The sequence below is a fragment of the Stella humosa genome (genome assembly GCF_006738645.1).
Lineage (GTDB): Bacteria > Pseudomonadota > Alphaproteobacteria > ATCC43930 > Allostellaceae > Allostella > Allostella humosa.
In genome coordinates this window covers 5,293,475-5,315,403 of record NZ_AP019700.1, presented here as the reverse complement: position 1 = coordinate 5,315,403, position 21,929 = coordinate 5,293,475, and the positions used below count along the sequence as shown (strand labels likewise).

Here is a 21,929-nt window from a genome sequence, read left to right as displayed (position 1 = left end):
GATGTCCGTCCCGAATGGCTTGCCGCTCGAATGTAGCAGCTCAGAGCACGCCCTTGCTGGTCAGGCTGGTCAGTTCTGCCATCAGTGCCGCGTCGTCATATCGTGCCAGGCTGAGCGGGTGGGCATGCGCCGGCAGCGCCGCGCCGGTGATCCACTTCGCGCAGAGGTCGCCCGCGGCGCAGGCCGCCATGGTGCCGAAGCCCGATAGCGCGGTCGCCATGAAGGCACCCGCGGTGCGCATCGGCCCGACCAGCGGCCAGTTCTCGGGCGTCATCGTGTAGTAGCCGCCATAGAGCACGCAAGGCCGTGGCAGCCGGCCATAATAGGCCTTGAGCGCCGGGTTGAGGCGGGCCGCACCCCGCAGCACCACCTCGGGGAAATGCGGGTCGAAGGCGGGCGCCTCCACGACCGGGCCGGGCACGTCGTTGTAGGCCCAGCCGAGCTTGATCCAGCGGCCGCCGTCGCCGCCCTCGGGCCGGCAATGGATGCTGCCCGGCATGGCGCCCGCCAGCCAGGCATGCTGCGGGTCGGCGGCCAGCGCCGCCCGCTCCTCGCAGCTCCAGTCGATCTCCTGGCCGTCGAGGTCGATCGAGAACGGCATCTGCCGCGGGATCGCGCCCTCGCGGTCCTCGAAGGTGATCTTCTGCTGCAGCACGTTGGCGATGGGCAGGCTCTCCCCCAGCATCGCCGCCACCGCCCCGGCATGGGGGCCGGCTGCGTTGACGAGAATGTCGGCGCGCAGGCGGCGAGGGCCATCGGCGGTGTCCAGGGCCAGGGTGAAGCCCGGGCCGGTCGCGATCCCTGTTACCCGGCCGCGGAGCAGGCGCCCCCCGGCCGCGCGCAGGCCCTCCAGCATGAATTGTCCCATCTGCTGGCTGCCGATCGAGCCGGCACGGCGGATGTGGAGGATAGCGGCCACATCGTGGGCGAAGCTGGGGAAGGTCCGGCGGATCAGGTCCTGGTCGAGCAGCACGTCGACCCCGTCAGGCGCGGTCTCCCAGTCGGCCGAGACGGGCGGACGGTAGGTCGGGCTGTCGGCCCGGTCGTGCAGCCGGACGCTGGCGGCGGCGTCGGTGCCATAGCCGACATGGAGTTGCTCGATCAGGTCGTCGGGGTGTTGTTGCCGGGTCGCCAGGACGTAGCCGCGCCGGGTCATGGCGATGCGGTTGCCGGTCTGGCGCGCGATCGCCTCCATCAGCGTCGTGCTGTGGTCGGTGAAGGCCGTCATCACCCCGTGCGGCCACCAGTTGCGATAGTTCTCGCCCGACTGGGCCGACGTCAGGGCCATCGGCTGCCCGGCATCGATCAGGGCGATCGGCCCCCGCCCGGCGGCAGCCAGGTAGTGGGCCACGGCAATGCCGACGATGCCGGCGCCGACGATGGCGATCTCGACCGCGTCCGTGGCGGTGTCCTGGGTGGTCATGGGGCAGCTCCGGATGCGGGGATTGTGCCGACGGTCTGCCGATGTTAGACAATCTGGATAAGATTGTATCCAATCATGAGGGCGCGCCATGACGGACATGGAGGATGGAGGGGCTGGCTCGGCGCCCCATCGCCTCTATGCCGAACTGCGCGACCGCATCCTCGACGGCACGCTGGCTGGCGGCATGCCGCTGCGCCAGGAGGAACTGGCCGCTCGCCACGGCGTCAGCCGCAGCCCCGTGCGCGAGGCCCTGCGCCGGCTGGAGGCGGACGGCCTCGTCACCTACCAAGCCAATCGCGGCGCCGTCGTGTCGCAGGTGTCGCTGGCCGACGCCCTGGAGATGCTGGACATCCGCATCGCGCTGGAATGCCGCGCGCTTCGCCTGGCGGTGCCGGCGATGACCGATCCAGACTTCGCGCGCATCGAGGCGGTGCTGGATGCCTATGGTGCGGCGACCGACGTGGCGGAACTGGCCCGGCTCAATCGCGACTTCCACCTGGCGCTCTATGCGCCGGCCGACCGGCCGCGCCTGCTGGCGTTGATCCAGGACAATATCGACAACGCGCATCGCTTCGCCCGCGTGCAGGTGTCCAACGCGACCGGGCGCGACCGGCCGCACCGCGAGCATCGCGACATTTTTCGCGCTTGCCGCGCGGGGGATATTGACGCCGCGGTGCAATTGCTCGATGCGCATATCGCCTACTCGCAGAAGGCGCTGGTGGCGACCGTGCGGCGCGGCGGGCACGGATCTTGAGTGTTTCTGCAGGCCGACCTGGGGTCAACGAGGCTGGAAGGGGAGTACGAGCAATGCGTGGGATGATGACGAAGCTGGCGGCCGTGGCGCTGGCCGCGCTGGCGACCGCACCGATCGCCGCCGAGGCGCAGACCGCCTCGCCGGGGGCCAAGAGCGCGACGCTGGCCGCCGTCAAGGCGCGCGGGCACCTCGAATGCGGCGTCCATACCGGCATCCCCGGCTGGTCCTTCCCCAACGACAAGGGCGAGTGGAGCGGGCTCGATGTCGACCTGTGCCGGTCGGTGGCGGCCGCCATCTTCGGCGACGCCGGCAAGGTGAAGTACACGCCGACCACCGTGCAGCAGCGCTGGTCGGTGCTGTCCTCGGGCCAGGTCGACCTGCTGTCGCGCATCTCCACGCTGACCTTCAAGCGCGACACCGAGCTCGGCTTCAACTTCGTCCAGATCAACTATTTCGAGGGCCAGACCTTCATCGTCCGCAAGGCGGCGAACATCAAGGAAGCCAAGGACCTGGATGGGGCCGCCATTTGCGTCGCCGCCGGCTCGACCGAGGAGCGCAACGCGACCGACTGGTTCCGCGAGCGCAACCTGAAGATCAACATCGTGAAGTTCGAGAAGAACGACGACGCCATCGCGGCCTATGATTCCGAGCGCTGCGACACCTACACCGCCGGCACCGGGGCGCTGGCCGGCCAGCGCCGCAAGCTGAAGAATCCGGCCGACCATGTCATCCTGGCCGGCACGATCTCGCGCGATCCCCAGGGCCCGGTCACCCGCGAGGGCGATGACGGCTGGGACAACATCATCCGCTGGGTTTTCAACGGTACGCTGATCGCCGAGCTGCACGGCGTCACCTCGGCCAACGTCGACAAGATGCGGGCGGAATCGCGCAACGCCGAGGTCCGCATGCTGCTCGGCGCCGACGGCAATGCCGGCCAGATCCTGGGCCTGCCCAAGGAATGGATGTTCAACGCCATCAAGCAGGTGGGGAACTATGGCGAGCAGTTCGAGCGCTCGGTCGGCATGGGCAGCGACCTGAAGCTGGAGCGCGGCTTCAACCAGCTATGGACCAAGGGTGGCCTGATGTTCTCGCCCGTCCTCGACTGATCGGCGGAAACGGGGGGCGCGGGCCTTGTCCTCCATCGACGTCATGCGGCCCGGCCGTCTGCTGCATGACGGCCGGGTGCGCGGCTGGCTGGCCCAGGCCGGCATCGCGCTCGGCGTGGTCGGGCTGGTCTGGTTCTTCGTCGACAATGCCGGCGAGAACCTGGCGCGCAGCGGCGTCGCCACCGGCTTCGACTTCATGGGCGCGCGCTCGGGCGTCGACATCGACTTCAAGCTGATCCAGTACGGGCCGGATTCTTCCTACGGCCGGCTGCTGCTGGTCGGCATCGCCAATACGCTGTTCGTATCGTTCTTCGGCATCCTGCTGGCGACCGTCCTCGGCTTTGCGGTCGGCATCGGTCGGCTGTCGGGCAACTGGCTGCTGGCCGGTTTCTCGACGATTTATGTCGAGGCGGTGCGCAACGTGCCGCTGCTGCTGTTCGTCCTGCTCTGGTACTACCTCGTCATCCGCGGCCTGCCCGCACCCCGCCAGAGCATCGACCTGGCCGGCATGGGTTTCGTCAACAACCGCGGCATCTTCCTGCCCTCGCCGACCGACCCATCCCCGTTCCAGGCAGTGATCGTGGCACTGGCCGTCGGTGTCGCCGCCACTTGGCTGCTGCGGCGCTGGGCGCGGTCGCGCCAGGACGCGACGGGGCAGCCTTTCCCCACCGTCCTCGCCGGTGTGGGCCTCGTGGCCGGCCTGCCGCTGGCGGCAGCCCTGGTGGCGGCGACCATGACGGCATGGAACTGGCCCGCCCTCAGCCGCTTCGGCGTGCGCGGCGGCACCACCGTTATCCCCGAGTTCCTGGCCCTGCTGGCTGCACTCGGCACCTACACGGCGGCCTTCATCGCGGAGATCGTGCGCGGCGGCATCCTGTCGGTCACGCGCGGCCAGCGCGAGGCCGCCGCAGCACTCGGCCTCAACCGACGCCAGATCCTGCGCCTGGTGGTGCTGCCGCAGGCGATGCGGGTGATCATCCCGCCGCTCACCAGCCAGTACGTCAACCTGATCAAGAACTCGTCCTATGCGGCGGTCATCGCCTATCCCGAGATCGTGTCGGTCTTCGTCGGCTCGGCGCTCAACAACACCGGGCGCGCGGTCGAGATCATCGCCATCACGCTGGCGATCTACCTGGCGATCAACGTGTCGGTGTCGCTCCTGATGAACTGGTACGACGCGCGCACCCGGATGGTCGGTCGATGACCACGGCTTCCGGCCAGACACCGCCGCTCGTGGCACGCTCCGGCCCGTGGCGCTGGGTGCGGACGCGGCTGTTCCGCGGCCCGGTGGACACGGCGATAACGCTCGCCTGCCTCTATCTGCTCTGGCTGGTCGTGCCGCCGTTGCTGGACTGGCTGGTGCTGAGCGCCCGCTGGATGGGGGAAAGCCGCGACGCCTGCACCGAGGGCGGGGCCTGCTGGGTCTTCATCCGCGTCCGCTTCGACCAGTTCATGTACGGCTTCTACCCCGAGGCCGAGCGCTGGCGGGTCAACCTGGCGGGCTTGCTGGTGGCGGCACTGGTCGTGCTGCTCTTTCTGCCACCCTTCCGGGCGAAGAAGGCGGTGGCCATCGGCCTGCTGGCGGTCGCGATCCCAGGCATCGTCCTGCTGCTGTCGGGTGGCGTGCTCGGCCTCCGCCCTGTCGAGACGCGCGACTGGGGAGGGCTGATGGTCACCGTCTTCATGGCGCTCTATGGCGCCATCCTGGCGGTGCCGGTCAGCCTGCTGCTGGCGCTGGGCCGGCAGTCGAAGCTGCCGGTCGTGCGGGTGCTGTCGATCGTCTATGTCGAGTTCTGGCGCGGCGTGCCGATCATCGCGATCATCTTCCTGGCCTCCAACCTGCTGCCGCTGATCGTGCCGGCCGGGGTGACGGTGGACAAGCTGGCGCGCGCCCTGATCGGTTTGGCCCTCGTGATCTCTGCCTACATGGCCGAGGTGATCCGCGGCGGGCTACTGGCGATCCCCAAGGGCCAGTACGAGGCGGCCCGGTCGCTGGGCCTGGGCTACTGGACCGGCACCACCTTCATCATCCTGCCCCAGGCGATCCGCATCGTCATCCCGAGCCTGGTGAACGAGTTCATCGCGCTTTTCAAGAACACGACGCTGGTCCTCATCGTCAGCCTGTTCGACCTGCTCGGCATGATCCAGTCGGCCCTGACCGACCCCAAATGGGTCGGCCTCAACCTCGAAGGCTATGTCTTCGCGGGCGTGGTCTTCTGGATCGTCTGCTTCGCCATGTCGCGCTGGAGCCAGCGGCTCGAGCTGCGCCTGGCGCGACGACCCAACTGACCGTCTCATCGGGCGCGCGGCTCGCGGCGGACGAGCCTTGCGGGCGCCCACGCTTGCCGTGTAATTGTGCAGCACGTTCCAACCGGCCGCGCCAGCGCAAGGCGACGAGCCGATCCTAGGGGGAAATGCGATGCGGAAAATGCTTCTGGCAGCGACGGCGCTTGCCTTCGTGCTGGGCGGAGTGGCGGAGGCGCAGACGCCCCGCAAGGGCGGCACCCTCCGATTGACGGGACCGTACGGCGCCAGCCTCGGCAGCTTCGACATCCACACCACGCCGCGGGCCCAGGACGGCATCGTCGCCAAGATCCTGCACCGCGCGCTGTACAACTGGGACACCCAGAACAACAAGCCGGTGCTGGAACTGGCGAAGTCGGTGACGGTTTCGGCCGACGGCCTCGTCCACACCTTCAAGCTGCGCGACGACGCCTATTTCCATAACGGCCGGCGCATGACCGCCGACGACGTGATCTGGTCGTACACGCGCATCATGGACGGCAGCAAGGGCTTCCCCGGCGCGCGCTACGTCCGCATCATCAAGGGTGCGGTGGACGTCGAGAAGGGCACGGCCAAGGAGATTTCCGGCCTGCGCAAGGTCGACGACCTGACGGTCGAGATGACTCTGACCAGCCGCGTCGATCCGGGCTTCTACTTCTTCAACGACACCACCTCGATCCTGCCGAGCGAAGAGGTCGCCAAGACGACCTTCGCCGCGGCTCCCGTGGGTCTCGGTCCCTTCAAGTTCGTCGAGCACGTGCCGGGCTCGCGCCTCGTCGCCGAGCGCTGGGAGAAGTTCTACAAGCCGGGCAAGCCCTACGCCGACCGGGTCCATCTGATGGTCATGGGCGAGGCCGCAGCCCGCGACGTCGCCTTCCGCAACAAGGAGATCGACACCTCGATCCTCGGGCCGGCCCAGTACGTCGCCTATCGCGCGGATGCCGAGCTGTCCAAGAACATCCTCGAGGTGGCCGAGGTCTTCACCCGCAACATGCAGATGAACCAGGCTTTCAAGCCGTTCTCGGACAAGCGGGTGCGTCAGGCCTTCAATCATGCCATCGACACCGACCTGATCATCAAGCGCCTGGTGCGCGACAAGGCCTATCGCGCGACGAGCTGGCTGCCGATCGCGTCGCCCGCCTACGACAAGAACATGAAGCCCTACGCCTTCGACCCCGAGAAGGCCAAGAAGCTGCTGGCCGATGCCGGCTACAAGGACGGCTTCGAGCTGGAATGGACCACCAGCCAGAACGAGAGCTGGGGCCTGCCGATCGTCGAGGCGGCCATCCCCTACCTGTCGCGCGTCGGCATCAAGGTGAAGGCCAAGCTGGTCGAGACCGCGGTCCTGACCGAGGTCGCGATGAAGGGCGACTTCCAGGGCTACATCACGTCCAACCAGACCGGGCCGGACTCGCTGTCGACGCTCCGCTGCTTCGACTCCCGTACCCCGCGCACGGCTTGCAACTACACGGGCTTCAACAACCCGGCCTTCGACAAGCTGCTGGACGACGCGGCCGCTGCGCCCGATGAGGCCAAGCGCAATGCCCTGCTGAGCCAGGCCAACGCGTTCCTCTATGAGGAGGCGCCGGTGTGGTTCTTCAACTACAACAAGGCGGCGATGGCCTTCCAGCCGTGGATCCACGGCCTGCAGGCGAATGCGACCGAGCTTGCCCATCAGTATCCGGAAGACATCTGGATCGACGAGCGCTCGCCGGCGGCCAAGTAAGGCGGCCCGCCGCCGCTCCAGTCCGGAAGCCGATGGCGGCGGCGCTGCGGGATGCCCTAGCAACCCCGCAGCGCCGCCGACCGTCCGGCCAGCCTCCCGGCAGCCACCCGTGCTGCCGGGCAGGGCGGCCACCCTGCCTGCTTCTTCGACGGACGATACATGCCGCTTCTCATTCTTCGCCGGCTCGGCAACACGATCCCGACGATCGTGGCCGTGGTGCTGGTGATCTTCACGCTATTCAGCGTCATTCCGGGCAGCTTCACGTCCAGCGGCGATGACGGCCGCATGCTGGATGCCCAGGTGATGGAGCGGATGCGCAAGGAACTGGGGCTCGACGAGCCCCTGTACCAGCGCTTCGGTACCTATGTCGCCAATCTGGCGCAGGGCGATCTCGGCACGTCCTTCCGCACCCGCGAGCCAGTGACCAAGATCATCGCCCAGCGCCTGTGGCCGTCGCTGAAGTTGACGTTGGCCGCGATGGGCTTTGCCATCCTCGTGGGCGTGCCGCTCGGCTTCATCGCCGCGCTCAAACCGGGCAGCCTGATCGACATGGCAACCATGGTGGTGGCCATATCCGGGCTGTCGCTGCCGAAATTCTGGCTCGGCCTGATGCTGATGTACCTGTTCGCGCTGACGCTCGGCTGGCTGCCCAGCTTCGGCTATGGCGACGGGGGGATAAGGCACCTGATATTGCCCGCGGTGGCGCTGGGCGTAAGCCCCATGGCGCTGCTGGCCCGGACCACGCGGGCGGGCGTGCTGGATGTGCTCAACGCCGATTTCGTGCGCACCGCGCGCTCCAAGGGGATGAGCGAATATCGCGTCGTCCGCTGGCACGTGGTGCGCAACGCGCTGGTCCTGGTGCTGACGACGATCGGCCTGCAGTTCGGCTCGCTCATGGGCCAGGCGGTCGTCGTCGAGAAGCTGTTCTCCTGGCCGGGCCTGGGCTCGCTGCTGGTCGATTCGGTCTTCCAGCGCGACATCCCGACGGTCCAGGGCAGCATCCTGGTCATCGTGCTGTTCTTCCTCCTCATCAACACGCTGGTCGATATCGCCTATGTGATCATCGATCCGCGCATCCGCTACGGCTGACGGCAGATGAAGTTCCGGGCCAATCTCATGATCGGCGGCGGGCTGGTGGCGCTGGCCACCATCGTCGCCGTCCTGGCGCCCTGGATCGCGCTCTACGATCCGGTGCTCGACGCCAACCTGATGAATGCCGAGATCCCGCCGGGGTCGGAGTTCATCTTCGGGACGGACGGGCAGGGGCGCGACATTTATTCGCGCATCGTCCATGGCGCCCAGATCTCGCTCACCGTCGGCATCGTCTCGCAGATCGCCAATACCATCATCGGGGTGACGCTGGGCCTGACGGCCGGCTACTGGGGCGGCTGGTGGGACGATTTCGTCGGCCTCGTCACCAACCTGATGCTGGCGATCCCGTCGCTGATCTTCGCGCTGGCCATCATGGCGATCCTGGGGCCGGGCCTCAGCAGCCTGCTGATCGCGCTGGGCCTCACCAACTGGTCCTACTCCTGCCGCATCGCCCGCGCCCAGGTGCTGTCGCTGAAGTCGCAAGGCTATGTCCAGGCCGCCCGCATCCTGGGCTATGGCGACCTCAGGATCATGTTCACCCAGCTTCTGCCCAACATGCTGGGGCCGATCATCGTCATCGCCACGCTGGGCATGGGGGCGGCGATCCTGGCGGAGGCCTCGCTCTCGTTCCTGGGCCTCGGCATCCGGCCGCCCTTCCCCAGTTGGGGCAGCATGCTGTCGGAAGCGCGAGACCAGATCACGACCGCGCCCTGGCTGTCCGTCTTCCCGGGGCTGGCGATCTTCCTCACCGTGCTCGGCCTCAACCTGCTGGGTGACGGCCTGCGCGACATCCTCGACCCGCAGTCGCGCGAGCGCCGCGCATGACCGAACCGGCACTCCTGGAGGTCGAGAACCTCCGCATCGACCTGGTCGGCGAGGACAAGCGCCACCCGGCGGTCGAGGGCGTCTCGTTCAAGATCGGCCGGGGGGAGACCTTCGGCCTGGTGGGCGAGTCCGGCTGCGGCAAGAGCATCACGGCCTTGTCCATCATGGGCCTGCTGCGGCACCCGCTGGCAATCGGCGGCGGCGCCATCCGGCTCGAGGGCAAGGAGATCCAGAGCCTGCCGCCCGGACAGATCCGGCGCCTGCGCGGCCGCAAGATCGCGATGATCTTCCAGGAACCCATGACGGCCCTCAACCCGCTGTCGCCGGTCGGCCGGCAGATTGCCGAAATGTTCGTGCTGCACCAGGGAGCAAGCTGGAGCGAAGCCAACGCCAAGGCGGTCGAGGCCTTGCGCCAGGTGCGCGTCCCCTCGCCCGAGCGGCGGGTGAAGGACTTCCCGCACCAGCTTTCGGGCGGCATGCGCCAGCGCGTGATGATCGCGATCGCGCTCGCCTGCGGCCCAGACCTGCTGGTGGCCGACGAGCCGACGACGGCACTCGACGTCACCGTGCAGGCCGAGATCGTCGACCTGATGCGCGAACTGTGCGCGGCCAAGGGCACGGCGATCCTGATGATCTCCCACGACCTGGGCCTGGTCGCCAACATCTGCCGCCGGGTCGCCGTCATGTATGCCGGCCGCGTGGTGGAGGAACAGGCGGCCGACGAGGTCTTCCGTCACCCTCGCCATCCCTATACCCGGGGCCTCGTCGCCTCCCTGCCGCTGCTCGGCAGCCGGGCGGCCCATGGCCGGCGGCAGTTGGCGGAAATCGCGGGCACGGTGCCGGCGATCGCCGCTTACCCCAAGGGATGCCGCTTCAACCCGCGCTGCGGGCTGGCGACGGACATCTGCCGGGCCGAGGACCCCGCGCCGACGCCGCTTCCGGGCGACGGCCTCGTGCGGTGCCACCATCATGGCTGAGCAGTCGATGTCCCAGATCCAGGCGCAGCACTCCACCCCGTCCGGCCAGTCGTCCGCCCCGCTGCTGGCGCTGGACGACCTGGCGGTGCACTACGCCGTCACCGGCCGGCTGGGCACCGGCAAGCGCATGCTGAAGGCGGTCGACGGCATCGACCTCGACGTGAAGCCCGGCGAATGCCTGGGGCTGGTCGGCGAATCCGGCTGCGGCAAGTCCACGCTGGCCCTGGCGATCATGGGCCTCGTGCCGCCGACCCGCGGCCATATCCGCATCGCCGGCCAGGACATCGGCGCCCGCGACCGGCCGGACCGCAAGCTGATGGCCCGCACCGTCCAGATGGTGTTCCAGGATCCGTACGCTTCGCTGAACCCGCGCCAGACGGTGCGGCGGACGCTGGCCGCGCCCTTGCGCCTGCACGGCGTCAACGACAAGGCCGAGGTCGAGAGCCGGGTCGCCGACATGCTGGCCCGCGTCGGCCTGCGGCCGGAGCATGCCGACCGCTATCCGCATGAATTCTCGGGCGGGCAGCGCCAGCGCATCGGCATCGCACGCGCCCTCATCCTGAAGCCCAGGCTGGTCATCTGCGACGAGCCGGTATCGGCGCTCGACGTGTCGATCCGCGCCCAGATCATCAACCTCCTGCTGGAATTGAAGGACGAGCTGGGTCTTTCCTACATCATGATCTCGCACGACCTGGGCGTGGTCGAGCACATGAGCGACCGGGTGGCGGTCATGTATCTGGGCCGCATCGTCGAGCGTGGCGGCTGGCGCGAGATCTTCGAGAACCCGCGCCACCCCTACACGCGCGCGCTCATCGCCGCTATTCCCGACCCCTTCCGGCAGCATGCGGCGACCGCCCGCGACAAGGCCAAGGGCGAGATCGCCAGCGCGCTGAACCCGCCGTCGGGCTGCCATTTCCATCCCCGCTGCCCGATGAAGCAGGATCGCTGCACGGTCGAGGCGCCGACGCTGGACCCGGTCACTGCCGGCCACGGCGAGATCGGCCACTGGGCGGCCTGCCACTACGCCGACCGCGTCGGCGCGGCCTGATCGGCGGGGCCGGCAGGGCATGGTTGCCCTGCGCCCGGCCCTGCGCGTATAACGAACAAATAGGGAACAAACGCAAGTAGCCGTCGTTCACGCCTGATGGACATATCGCGCAAGCTCGAAATCCTGGCAGATGCGGCCAAGTACGACGCCTCCTGTGCGTCGAGCGGCACGGAGCGGCGAACGTCGCGGGCGGGCGGGCTGGGTTCCACCACCGGCATGGGCATCTGCCATTCCTATGCCCCGGACGGCCGCTGCATCTCCCTGCTGAAGGTGCTGCTGACCAACGCCTGCGCCTTCGACTGCCTCTATTGCGTCAACCGCTCGTCCAGCAACGTCCCGCGCGCCCGCTTCACCGTCGCGGAGGTCGTCGGCCTCACGCTCGACTTCTATCGCCGCAACTACATCGAGGGGCTGTTCCTGTCGTCGGGCATCATCCGCAGTGCCGACTACACCATGGAGCAGGTGGTCGAGGTGGCGCGCACGCTCCGCCTCGACCATGGCTTCCGTGGCTATATCCACCTGAAGACCATCCCGGATGCCGACGAGCGCCTAGTGGCGGAGGCGGGGCGCTTCGCCGACCGCCTCAGCATCAATGTGGAGATGCCGACCGCCGACGGGCTGGCCAAGCTGGCGCCCGAGAAGGATATGGGCGCCATCCGCCGCACCATGGGCCGGCTGCGGCTCCGGCTCGACGAGAAGGCGGCCGAGCCGCGGTCGCCGCGCTTTGCCCCGGCCGGCCAGAGCACGCAGATGATCGTCGGCGCGGATGCCTCCAGCGACCAGACCATCCTGCAGACCAGCGCCGGGCTCTATGCGGGCTACCGCCTGAAGCGCGTCTACTACTCGGCCTTCAGCCCGATTCCGGACGCCAGCCGCGTTTTGCCGCCCACCGCCCCGCCCCTGGTGCGCGAGCACCGCCTCTACCAGGCGGACTGGCTGTTGCGGTTCTATGGCTTCGGCGTCGACGAGATCACCGAGACGGCCGATGGCATGCTGGCGCTCGACATCGACCCCAAGCTGGCCTGGGCGCTGCGCCATCGCGACCGCTTCCCGGTCGACGTGAACCGGGCGGACCGGGAGGCCCTGCTGCGCGTGCCGGGCCTGGGCAGCAAGGCCGTGGGGCGCATCCTGGCGTCGCGCCGCGGCCGTACCATCCGGGCGGAGGACCTGACGCGCCTGCATGTGCCGCTGTCCAGGGTTGCCCCGTTCGTCATCCTGCCGGGGCGCTCGGATGCGCGTCGCCTGCTCGACCTGGAGGACCTCAAGCAGCGGATCCTTCGGCCGCAGCGGCAATTGTCGCTGGCGCTGTAATGCGATCGGTCCTGCTGCCGGCCGCGGCCGGGCTGGACGATTGGCGGGCGATTGCGCGGCCCTTGCTGGCCGCCGGCATTCCGCCCGAGGCGGTGGCCTGGACCGAGGACGGCCCGGACCGGTCGCTGTTTCCGGCGGATGCGCGGCCGGAAGGGGCATCTGCCCCGACCATGCCGCGGGCATTCTTCGACCTGGCCGGTCAGGCGGTTCTTCATCGCGACCGCCAGCGGTTCGCCCTGCTCTATCAACTGGCATGGCGGGCGATGCGCGAGCCGGGGCTGATGGCCATCTCGGCCGATCCCCTGGTCGCCCGCCTGGAAGGCATGGCCAAGGCGGTGCGCCGCGACATCCACAAGATGCATGCCTTCGTGCGCTTCCGCGCGATCCGCGACGATGACGGCGAGCGCTTCCTCGCCTGGTTCGAGCCCGACCATCATGTCGTGGCCGCCGCCGCCCCGTTCTTCCGCGACCGGTTCGCCGCCATGCGCTGGTCGATCCTGACGCCCGATCGGTCGGTCGAGTGGAACGGCGATGAACTGCTCTTCGCGCCGGGCCTGCCGCGCCCGGCCGACCTGCATGAGGACGCGGCCGAGGGGCTGTGGCTGCGCTACTACGCCGCCATCTTCAACCCCGCCCGCCTGAAGGTGCGCGCCATGCGGGCCGAGATGCCGCGACGCTACTGGCGCAACCTTCCCGAGGCCGCGCTGATCGACCCGTTGATCGCGTCGGCAGCCGCCCGCACAGACGACATGGTGCGGAACGCCCCGTCCCTGCCGAACGCCCGGCCTCAGCGCTTTGCAGATGCTCCACCGACGGTCATCGCGGCCGCAGGCCTGCCGACCCTACGCCACGAGGCCGCAAGCTGCCGGCGTTGCCCGCTGTGGCAGCCGGCGACCCAGACCGTGTTCGGCGCGGGACCGGCCGACGCGACGCTGATGCTGGTCGGGGAGCAGCCGGGCGACCAGGAGGATCTGGCCGGGCGGCCCTTCGTCGGCCCGGCCGGCCAAGTCCTGGACGAGGCCCTGGCCGCAGCCGGCATCGACCGCCAGGCGGTCTATCTCACCAATGCGGTGAAGCATTTCAAGTTCGCGCCGCGTGGCAAGCGCCGGATCCACCAGCGGCCGGATGCGGGCGAGGTCATGGCTTGTCGTTGGTGGCTGGCACATGAGCTGGCAGCGGTCCGCCCCCGGCTGGTGGTCGCCCTGGGCGCCACGGCAATCCATGCCCTGCTCGGCCGGGCCTTGCCCATCGGCCGCCACCGCGGTCAGGTGCTGGCGGCGGCCGATGGCACCCGGGTGTTGGTCACGGCCCATCCGTCCTACACTCTGCGTATCCCCGAGCCGGAAGGCCAGGCGCGCGAACGGGCATTGCTGGCGGCCGACCTCAAAACCGCGATGCGCGAACTCACGGCCTGAACGAAAAAAATGGCAGCGATTGCTCGCTGCCATTTTTCCTTCCCCAGCTTCGCCGACTGCCACGTGGGCGATCGGCGTCGGCCGGAAGAAGCCTTTAGCGCCAGGCCGGGCGGCCCAGATTGACGTCGCGGGGCGAGGTCAGGGCGCCCGTCGCGGCACCGGCCGCGCCGCCGAGGACGGCGCCGCCCAGGACGCTACCACCCGTCAGTCCGCCGATCGCCGCACCGCCGGCCGCGCCGAGCGCGCCGCCGCTGAGGGCGCGATCACCCTGCGAATAGCCGCAAGCGGAGAGAGCGAGGGCACCGGCAAACAGGATACCAGCCGTCGTGAACTTCTTCATGGAAACCTCCTTCGATGCACGGTTTCAACTGGGTACAACGGATGGATCTGGACCGAATTGTGGCGCCCGGTGATCGAAAGTCGGGCATCCCCGTCACCCCAGCCGAAGTACCTTCAAGTATTCCCGTAGTGAACATTCCCGGATATGATCCATCGCGCTGAGCCAGCAGTAGCGTATCTCTACGTCGATCCTGGTCAGCCGCTTCGGAACTCCCGAACATGATATCCAACGGCCATTGCCGCGTCGGGTTCCCGCTATCCCCAAAATTGTTTTGACGGCCTTGCCGCGCACGCAACTTGATTCATCGGCGGCCTGATCCATGTTGCGGCAACTTCCAGGGGGAACCAGGCCGTATGGGATCGTCGCTCGGTGCGCTGAACGCGCTGAATTTCTTCATGGCCGACGTGCGGGACGGGCTGGGGCCCTTCCTCGGCGTCTTTCTCCAGGGCCAGGGCTGGCAGCCGGCGGAGATCGGCCTTGTGATGACGCTGGGCGGGTACGCCGGAATGCTGGCGACCACGCCGCTCGGCATGCTGGTCGACGGCACCCGGTCCAAGCGCGGGCTGATGGTGGCCGCCGCCCTGGCCGTCGCCATCGCCTCCATGGGCATCCTGGCTGCGCCCAACTTCGCCGTCACCGCCCTGTCCCAGGTCATGACGGGCGTCGCTGGGGCGGTCGTGATGCCGGCGATCGCGGGCATCACGTTGGGCCTGGTCCGCCAGGCCGGCTTCGCCCACCAACTCGGGCGCAACGAGGCCTTCAACCATGCGGGCAACGTCTTCGCGGCATTGCTGGGCGGCGGCTTCGGCTATCTCTTCGGCTTGCAGGCGATCTTCTTTCTCCTGGCGGCGATGGCCCTGGCCTCGATCGCGGCCGCGCTCGCGATCGACCCCCGGCACATCGATCATGTCGCAGCCCGTGGCGGCGGCGATGGTGCCGACGGCGCGGCGCCGCCGCCCGCCAGCCTGGCGGTGCTCTACCGCAGTCGGCCGCTGCTGGTCCTGGCCGTCGTGCTGATGCTGTTCCATCTCGGCAATGCGGCGATGCTGCCGCTGCTGGGCCAGGCGCTGGTGGCGCGCGGCGCGGGGGATCCCAGTGCCTTCACCGCCGCCACCATCATCGTGGCGCAGCTCACCATGATCCCGATGGCGCTGCTGGCCGCCCGGCTGGCCGAGACGCGGGGATACTGGGTGCTGTTCGTGGCTGCCCTGGCGGCGCTGCCGATCCGCGGCGTGCTGGCGGCCTTCGTCACCAATCCCTGGGGCCTGGTGCCGATCCAGGTGCTGGACGGGGTGGGCGCCGGCCTGCTCGGGGTGGCGGTGCCGGGCCTGGTCGCGCGCATCCTGGCCGGCAGCGGTCACGTCAATGCCGGGCTGGGCGCGGTGATGACCTTGCAGGCGGTCGGCGCTGCCTCGAGCACCGCCCTGGCCGGCATGCTGGCGCAGTCCTTCGGCTATGCGGAAGCCTTCCTGGCGCTGGGCGGTATCGCCGCGGCCGGCCTGCTGCTGTGGCTGCTGGCGACATCGGTCGTCGGGCCAGCCTGCCGGGGGACGGCACCGGCATAGGCCAAATGCATGGGTCCCGTCCGGGCTGGCACGGTGATAGCGTGTCGGCCACCCGCCCATGCCCCATGACCGGATTCCCCGCCCCCAGGCCCCCAAGCTCCAGCGCGGCGACGGCGTCGGCCGCCTGCGATTCGTGGCCGACGGCGGCCGCACCCAGGCGCGCGGCCTCTACCAGAGCGATCCGGTACGCTTCCTCTTTCCGCTGCCGGAGCGGGGGGAGCCCGTCCCGGCCATCCTCGTCACCACCTCGGGCGGGCTGGTCGGGGGCGATCGCATCCGCCTGTCGCTGGCGGCGGAGGCCGGGGCCGTCGCCACGGTCGGAACCCAAGCGGCCGAGAAAGTCTACCGCTCGACTGGTGCCACCACGCGGTTCGAGACCACGGTCGCGGTGGCCGACGGCGCCTGGCTGGAATGGCTGCCGCAGGAGACGATCCTCTTCGACGGCGCCCGTTTCGCGCGCACCACCGCGGTCGACCTGGCGCCCGGCGGGCGCCTGCTGGCGATCGAGATGCTGGTGTTCGGCCGGCGCGCGCGGGGCGAGGTCTTTTCCTATGGCATGCTGCGGGAGGACTGGCGCCTGCGGGTCGACGGGCGCCTGGTGTGGGCCGATGCGCTGCGGCTGGACGCGCCGCTGGCGCCCCTGTTCGCCGCCCGCGCCGGCCTCGACGGGGCGGCCGCGATGGCGACGCTCATCCTGGCGGGCGACGGCGGACTGGCGGCGCGCGATGCCGTCCGGGAGGTCGCCGAGGCATGCCCGGCGGTGCGCATCGGCGCCTCGGTGACCGGGCCGGTGATGGTTGCCCGTTTTCTGGGCAGCGATGCCCGCTTGCTGCGCGATGCCGTGGTGCGGTCGGTCGGTCGCGTGCGCCATCGGTTGGCCGGCCTGTCGGAGCGGTTGCCCGAACTATGGTACGGATGATGCAGCCCATCAGGGACATGTCGGGCAGGGGGGATGATCGGGGATGAACCTGACGCCTAGGGAACGGGAAAAGCTGCTCGTCGCCATGGCCGCGATGGTGGCGCGGCGGCGGCTGGAACGGGGCGTGAAGCTGAACCACCCGGAAGCGGTGGCGCTGATCACCGACTTCGTCGTGGAGGGCGCGCGCGACGGCCGCACCGTCGCGGACCTCATGTCCGCCGGGGCGGATCTCCTGACCCCCGACCAGGTGATGGAGGGCGTGCCGGAAATGATCCACGACATCCAGGTGGAGGCCACCTTTCCCGACGGCACCAAGCTCGTGACGGTGCACCAGCCGATCCGGCTGGGCACGCCGCAGGTGGTACCGGGCGAGGTGGTGACAGGCGAGGGCGACATCGTGATGAACGAGGGCCTGCCGACCGTCACGCTGGACGTCGCCAACACCGGCGACCGGCCGATCCAGGTCGGCAGCCATTACCATTTCCACGAGACCAACGCGGCCCTGGAGTTCGACCGCGAGAAGGCGCGCGGCTGCCGGCTCGATATCCCGGCCGGCACGGCGGTGCGCTTCGAGCCGGGGCAGACTCGGTCCGTCACCCTGGTTCCCTATGGCGGGGATCGGGTGGCGATCGGCTTCCGCGGCCTCGTCGACGGACCTCTCTGATGGCCGTCCGGCGCACCCGACGCGGCTATGCCGCGATGTTCGGCCCGACGGTCGGCGACCGCATCCGCCTCGCCGACACCCGCCTCTTCATCGAGGTCGAGCGCGACCACACCATCTATGGCGAGGAAGTGAAGTTCGGCGGCGGCAAGGTCATCCGCGACGGCATGGGCCAGAGCCAGCGCACCAGCGCCCAGGGTGTCGTCGACACCGTCATCACCAACGCCGTCATCCTCGACCACCAGGGGGTGATCAAGGCCGATATCGGCCTGAAGGACGGGCGCATCGTCGCCATCGGCAAGGCCGGCAACCCCGACACCCAGCCGGGCGTCGACATCATCATCGGCGCCGGCACCGAGGTGATCGCCGGCGAGGGCAAGATCGTAACCCCCGGCGGCTTCGATTCGCACATCCACTTCATCTGCCCGCAGCAGATCGAAGAAGCACTGATGGCCGGCATCACGACGATGCTGGGCGGCGGCACCGGCCCGGCGGCCGGTACCAGCGCCACCACCTGCACGCCCGGCCCCTGGCACATGATGCGCATATTACAGGCGGCCGAGGGTTTCCCGATGAATCTCGGCTTCGTCGGCAAGGGCAATGCCAGCCGGCCGGCGCCGCTGGAAGAACAGATCCTGGCCGGGGCCTGCGGGCTGAAGCTGCACGAGGACTGGGGCACGACGCCCTCCTCCATCGACACCGCGCTGACCGTGGCCGACGCCATGGACATCCAGGTGGCGATCCACACCGACACGCTGAACGAATCGGGCTTCGTCGAGGCGACGGTCGCCGCCTTCAAGGGCCGCACGATCCATGCCTTCCACACCGAGGGTGCCGGCGGCGGCCATGCCCCCGACATCATCAAGGTGTGCGGCGAGCCGAACGTCCTGCCGTCCTCCACCAACCCGACCCGGCCCTACACCATCAACACGGTCGACGAGCATCTCGACATGCTGATGGTCTGCCACCATCTCGACCCGCGCCTGCTGGAGGACGTGGCCTTCGCCGAGAGCCGCATCCGGCGCGAGACGATCGCGGCCGAGGACATCCTGCACGACATCGGCGCCTTCTCGATGATGTCGTCGGACAGCCAGGCCATGGGCCGGGTGGGCGAGGTCATCATCCGCACCTGGCAGACCGCCGACAAGATGAAGCGCCAGCGCGGGCCCCTGCCGGAAGAAATCGGCGAGAACGACAATTTTCGCGCCCGCCGCTACATCGCCAAGTACACGATCAATCCCGCCATCGCCCATGGCATGGCGCACGAGATCGGCTCGGTCTCGGTCGGCAAGCTGGCCGACCTCGTGATCTGGTCGCCGGCCTTCTTCGGCGTGAAGCCGGACATGGTGCTGAAGTGCGGCATGATCGCGGCAGCCCTGATGGGCGATCCCAATGCCTCCATCCCGACGCCGCAGCCAGTCTATCATCGGCCGATGTTCGCCGCCTACGGCCGGGCGCTCAGCCACAGCTCGGTCATCTTCGTCAGCCAGGCCTCGCTCGATGTCGGCATCGGCGAGCGCTACGGCCTGTCGAAGCGGCTGGTGGCGGTGAAGGGCACGCGCACCATCGGCAAGAAGGACATGATCCTGAACGAACTGACCCCCAACATGCAGGTCGACCCCGAGACCTACGAGGTGCGGGCCGACGGCGAGGTGCTGACCTGCGAGCCCGCGTCCGAGCTGCCGATGGCGCAGCGCTACTTCCTGTTCTGAGGGCCGGCCGGTGCTGCGGGCGACGAAGGTGCATCCGCGCGGCGGATGGGACGAAGCGAAGGTGGTCGACCGGGTGGTGCTGGAGTTCGAGGACCGCTTCCGCCGCCGCGTGCGGCTGCGGGCCGAAAGCGGGCTCCTGTTCCTGCTCGACCTGCCGACGGCCACCGTGCTGGGCGACGGCGATGGGCTGGCGCTCGACGGCGGCGGCTTCGTGCGGGTCGAGGCCAAGCCGGAGCGGCTGGTGTCGGTGGGCGCGGCCACGCCGGGCGGCCTGGCGCGACTGGCCTGGCATATCGGCAACCGCCACTTGCCGGCCGACATCGGCCATGACCGCATCCTGATCCGCGACGACCATGTGATCGTCGACATGTTGCGCGGGCTGGGGGCGATCGTCGAGGCGGTGGAAGCGCCCTTCAATCCCGAGGGCGGGGCCTACGGCCAGCACAACCACGATCCCGGCCATCCCCATGGCCACGACCATGGGGACGGGCACGACCATGACCATCCCCATGTCCACGCCGAATCCGATCGCTGAAGGGGCGGCGGCCGCCCTCTACCGGCTGATCGCCTGGACCTCCCCCGCCTATCCGACCGGGGCCTTCAGCTACAGCCACGGTCTGGAATGGGCGGTGGAGGACGGGCTGGTGCCCGACCGGGCCGGGCTTGAGGCCTGGGTCGGCCATATCGTCGAGCGCGGGGCAGGCTGGTCGGATTCCATCCTCTTCGCCCACGCCTTCCGGGCGGCCGAGGCCGAGGACTGGACGGCGCTGGACGAACTGGCGGATCTGGCGGCGGCTCTCCGCGCGACGGCCGAGCTGGCGCTGGAGAGCGCGCAGCAGGGGTCGGCCTTCCTCACCATCACGCGGGCGGCTTGGCCCGCCCCCCGGCTGGAACGACTGGCCGAGTTGCGCACCGGCCGGCCGGTGCCACTGCCGATCGCCCAGGCCGTGGCGCTGGCGGGCGAGGTGCCGCTGCCGGCTGCGCTCGCCTCGATGCTGGGGGCGCTCGCCGCCAACCTCGTGTCTGCCGGGGTCCGGCTGGTGCCGCTCGGCCAGACCGATGGCCAGCGCGCGGTGGCAGCCCTGATGCCGGTGGTGGCCCGCGCGACGGCGGCGGCGCTGGCGGCTTCGATCGACGACATCGGCACCGCGGCCCCCATGGTGGACTGGGCCTCGATGCGCCACGAAACCCAATACACGAGGCTATTTCGCTCATGAGCAACGGCCCATTGCGCGTCGGCGTCGGCGGCCCGGTCGGGTCGGGTAAGACCGCACTCGTCGACCGCCTGTGCAAGGCGATGCGCGACCGCTGGAACCTGGCCGTCGTCACCAACGACATCTACACCAAGGAAGATGCGGAGTTCCTGACGCGCTCGGGCGCGCTGTCGGCCGACCGCATCGTCGGGGTGGAGACGGGCGGCTGTCCGCACACCGCCATCCGCGAGGACGCCTCGATCAACCTGGCGGCGGTGGAGGAGATCTCCCGGCGCTTCGTCGACCTCGACCTCGTCTTCATCGAATCGGGCGGCGACAACCTGGCGGCCACCTTCAGCCCGGAACTGGCCGATATCACGCTCTATGTCATCGACGTCTCGGCCGGCGACAAGATCCCGCGCAAGGGCGGTCCCGGCATCACCCGCTCGGACCTGCTGGTCATCAACAAGACCGACCTGGCGCCACTCGTGGGTGCCAGCCTGGAGGTGATGGACCGGGACGCCCGGCGGATGCGCGGGGCCCGGCCCTTCCTTTTCTCCAACCTCAAGGCCGGCAACGGCGTGCCCGAGATCGTCTCCTTCATCGAGGAGGCGGGCGGTCTTGCCTGACCGCCGGTCTCAGGGCTGCACGTCGAGATAGTTGAGGGCCGCACCCGGCACCGGCCAGTCCATGGCCACCAGCCGCCCGGTCATCGACAGGGTGATGTAGGCAGTCTTCCGGTCGGGGCCGCCGAAGCAGATGTTGGTGGGATAGGGCTCCGGCATCTCGACGAAGCGCAGGTTGCCGCCATCGGGATCGACGATGGTGATGCGGCCCGACATCAGGGTGGCGACGCAGATGGCGCCGTCGGCCTGGACGGCCAGCGAATCGAACCGCTGGAACCCCTCGAGCCCGACCACGAGGCGGCCGCCATGCGGCGAAGGCCAGGGCAGCTTCGAGACCTCGCCCGGCGCGACGATGTCAAAGGCCCAGAGCCGCCCCGGCTCGGTCTCGGCGACATAGAGCGTGCGCCCGTCCGGCGACAGGCCGATGCCGTTGGGCGTCACCATCGGGTGGATGACCTCGCGGATGCCGCTGCCGTCGGCCCGGGCGTAGTAGACGCCGCCGCGGTCCATGTCGCGGGCGCGCGCCTTGCCGAGGTCGGTGAACCAGACGCCGCCATGGGCGTCGAACACCAGGTCGTTCGGCCCGCGCAGGCCGAAGCCGCCGGCCGTGTCATACATGCGCTCGACCTTGCCGGTCGCCAGGTCGACGCGCTCGATCCGCCCGCCGGAGTAGTCCTCCGCCTGCAGCACGGGGCGGATCATCCCCGGCTCCTCGTGCCACTTGAAGCCGCCATTGTTGCAGATCCAGCATTGGCCGTCGGGGCCGATGGCAGCCCCGTTCGGCCCGGCGCCGACCTGCGAGGCGGTGGATTTCGTGCCGTCGGCGGCGACGCGGGTCAGCCTGCTCGCCGCGATCTCGACCAGCAGGACCGAGCCGTCGGCCATGGCGACGGGGCCTTCGGGAAAGCGCAGTCCGCCCGTGATCTCGCGAAGCTCGCTCATGTCGGGGTTTC

Annotated in this window: 21 protein-coding genes; 18 read left to right on the top strand and 3 right to left on the bottom strand. The window is 69.2% G+C overall.

All coding sequences use genetic code 11. The annotated features are described in order from the left end of the window. Positions 1-40: 40 nt before the first annotated feature. Entirely contained in the window at positions 41-1,423 is a 1,383-nt protein-coding gene (locus tag STVA_RS24975; RefSeq protein WP_123690946.1) for an NAD(P)/FAD-dependent oxidoreductase, read from the bottom strand. An 88-nt stretch (positions 1,424-1,511) separates the two neighbouring features. Here STVA_RS24975 and STVA_RS24970 point away from each other — a divergent pair, with 88 nt between their 5' ends. The 11 genes from STVA_RS24970 (at position 1,512) to STVA_RS24920 (ending at position 13,960) form a co-directional block, all read left to right on the top strand. Continuing rightward, positions 1,512-2,177, top strand: coding sequence for a GntR family transcriptional regulator (locus STVA_RS24970; protein WP_123690948.1), 666 nt, complete (start codon positions 1,512-1,514; stop codon positions 2,175-2,177). Between the two features lie 62 nt (positions 2,178-2,239). Beyond that, positions 2,240-3,283, top strand: a complete 1,044-nt coding sequence (locus tag STVA_RS24965; protein WP_123690950.1) for an amino acid ABC transporter substrate-binding protein — start codon at positions 2,240-2,242, stop codon at positions 3,281-3,283. Between the two features lie 25 nt (positions 3,284-3,308). After that, positions 3,309-4,487: an amino acid ABC transporter permease gene (locus STVA_RS24960; protein ID WP_245978350.1), complete on the top strand. Its 1,179-nt coding sequence runs from the start codon at positions 3,309-3,311 to the stop codon at positions 4,485-4,487. Beyond that, positions 4,484-5,572 carry an amino acid ABC transporter permease gene (locus STVA_RS24955; RefSeq protein ID WP_123690952.1) on the top strand — a complete coding sequence of 363 codons (1,089 nt, stop codon included), beginning with the start codon at positions 4,484-4,486 and terminating at the stop codon, positions 5,570-5,572. The genes STVA_RS24960 and STVA_RS24955 overlap by 4 nt, the downstream gene beginning before the upstream one ends. 130 nt (positions 5,573-5,702) lie before the next feature. Beyond that, complete coding sequence (locus STVA_RS24950; protein WP_123690954.1) at positions 5,703-7,292, top strand: ABC transporter substrate-binding protein; 1,590 nt, start codon at positions 5,703-5,705, stop codon at positions 7,290-7,292. 159 nt (positions 7,293-7,451) lie between these two features. Further along, positions 7,452-8,381: an ABC transporter permease gene (locus STVA_RS24945; RefSeq protein WP_123690956.1), complete on the top strand. Its 930-nt coding sequence runs from the start codon at positions 7,452-7,454 to the stop codon at positions 8,379-8,381. A gap of 6 nt (positions 8,382-8,387) precedes the next feature. After that, on the top strand, positions 8,388-9,209 hold the full coding sequence (locus tag STVA_RS24940) for an ABC transporter permease (RefSeq protein WP_123690958.1): 822 nt from the start codon (positions 8,388-8,390) through the stop codon (positions 9,207-9,209). Then, positions 9,206-10,186: an ABC transporter ATP-binding protein gene (locus STVA_RS24935; RefSeq protein WP_123690960.1), complete on the top strand. Its 981-nt coding sequence runs from the start codon at positions 9,206-9,208 to the stop codon at positions 10,184-10,186. Before STVA_RS24940 ends, STVA_RS24935 begins: the two co-directional genes overlap by 4 nt. Continuing rightward, positions 10,179-11,234: an ABC transporter ATP-binding protein gene (locus STVA_RS24930; RefSeq protein ID WP_245978351.1), complete on the top strand. Its 1,056-nt coding sequence runs from the start codon at positions 10,179-10,181 to the stop codon at positions 11,232-11,234. Before STVA_RS24935 ends, STVA_RS24930 begins: the two co-directional genes overlap by 8 nt. Before the next feature lie 96 nt (positions 11,235-11,330). Then, positions 11,331-12,545: a putative DNA modification/repair radical SAM protein gene (locus STVA_RS24925; RefSeq protein ID WP_123690962.1), complete on the top strand. Its 1,215-nt coding sequence runs from the start codon at positions 11,331-11,333 to the stop codon at positions 12,543-12,545. Beyond that, complete coding sequence (locus STVA_RS24920) at positions 12,545-13,960, top strand: UdgX family uracil-DNA binding protein (RefSeq protein WP_123690964.1); 1,416 nt, start codon at positions 12,545-12,547, stop codon at positions 13,958-13,960. The genes STVA_RS24925 and STVA_RS24920 overlap by 1 nt, the downstream gene beginning before the upstream one ends. Positions 13,961-14,054: 94 nt before the next feature. Here STVA_RS24920 and STVA_RS24915 read toward each other — a convergent pair whose 3' ends face one another. Next, positions 14,055-14,300, bottom strand: coding sequence for a hypothetical protein (locus tag STVA_RS24915; RefSeq protein WP_123690966.1), 246 nt, complete (start codon positions 14,298-14,300; stop codon positions 14,055-14,057). A gap of 353 nt (positions 14,301-14,653) precedes the next feature. Between STVA_RS24915 and STVA_RS24910 the strand changes: the two genes are divergently transcribed. Genes STVA_RS24910 through ureG form a run of 7 tightly spaced genes read left to right on the top strand, consistent with a single transcriptional unit; the run spans position 14,654 to position 20,979 of the window. Continuing rightward, positions 14,654-15,865 carry an MFS transporter gene (locus STVA_RS24910; protein WP_123690968.1) on the top strand — a complete coding sequence of 404 codons (1,212 nt, stop codon included), beginning with the start codon at positions 14,654-14,656 and terminating at the stop codon, positions 15,863-15,865. A 58-nt stretch (positions 15,866-15,923) separates the two neighbouring features. Then, a complete protein-coding gene (locus tag STVA_RS24905; protein WP_142235884.1) occupies positions 15,924-16,784 on the top strand; it encodes an urease accessory protein UreD in 861 nt (286 codons plus the stop codon). Positions 16,785-16,827: 43 nt separating this feature from the next. Then, on the top strand, positions 16,828-17,448 hold the full coding sequence (locus STVA_RS24900; RefSeq protein WP_123690972.1) for an urease subunit gamma: 621 nt from the start codon (positions 16,828-16,830) through the stop codon (positions 17,446-17,448). Next, positions 17,448-19,157, top strand: a complete 1,710-nt coding sequence (gene ureC / locus STVA_RS24895; RefSeq protein WP_123690974.1) for an urease subunit alpha — start codon at positions 17,448-17,450, stop codon at positions 19,155-19,157. The genes STVA_RS24900 and ureC overlap by 1 nt, the downstream gene beginning before the upstream one ends. Before the next feature lie 10 nt (positions 19,158-19,167). Continuing rightward, the gene (locus tag STVA_RS24890) at positions 19,168-19,692 is read left to right on the top strand and encodes an urease accessory protein UreE (protein ID WP_123690976.1); all 525 of its coding nucleotides are present in this window, start codon (positions 19,168-19,170) and stop codon (positions 19,690-19,692) included. Next, positions 19,667-20,374: an urease accessory protein UreF gene (locus STVA_RS24885; protein ID WP_197735735.1), complete on the top strand. Its 708-nt coding sequence runs from the start codon at positions 19,667-19,669 to the stop codon at positions 20,372-20,374. The genes STVA_RS24890 and STVA_RS24885 overlap by 26 nt, the downstream gene beginning before the upstream one ends. Then, positions 20,371-20,979, top strand: a complete 609-nt coding sequence (gene ureG, locus STVA_RS24880) for an urease accessory protein UreG (protein ID WP_123690980.1) — start codon at positions 20,371-20,373, stop codon at positions 20,977-20,979. The genes STVA_RS24885 and ureG overlap by 4 nt, the downstream gene beginning before the upstream one ends. Positions 20,980-20,988: 9 nt before the next feature. Here ureG and STVA_RS24875 read toward each other — a convergent pair whose 3' ends face one another. Beyond that, entirely contained in the window at positions 20,989-21,918 is a 930-nt protein-coding gene (locus STVA_RS24875) for an SMP-30/gluconolactonase/LRE family protein (protein ID WP_123690982.1), read from the bottom strand. Between the last annotated feature and the right edge of the window lie 11 nt (positions 21,919-21,929).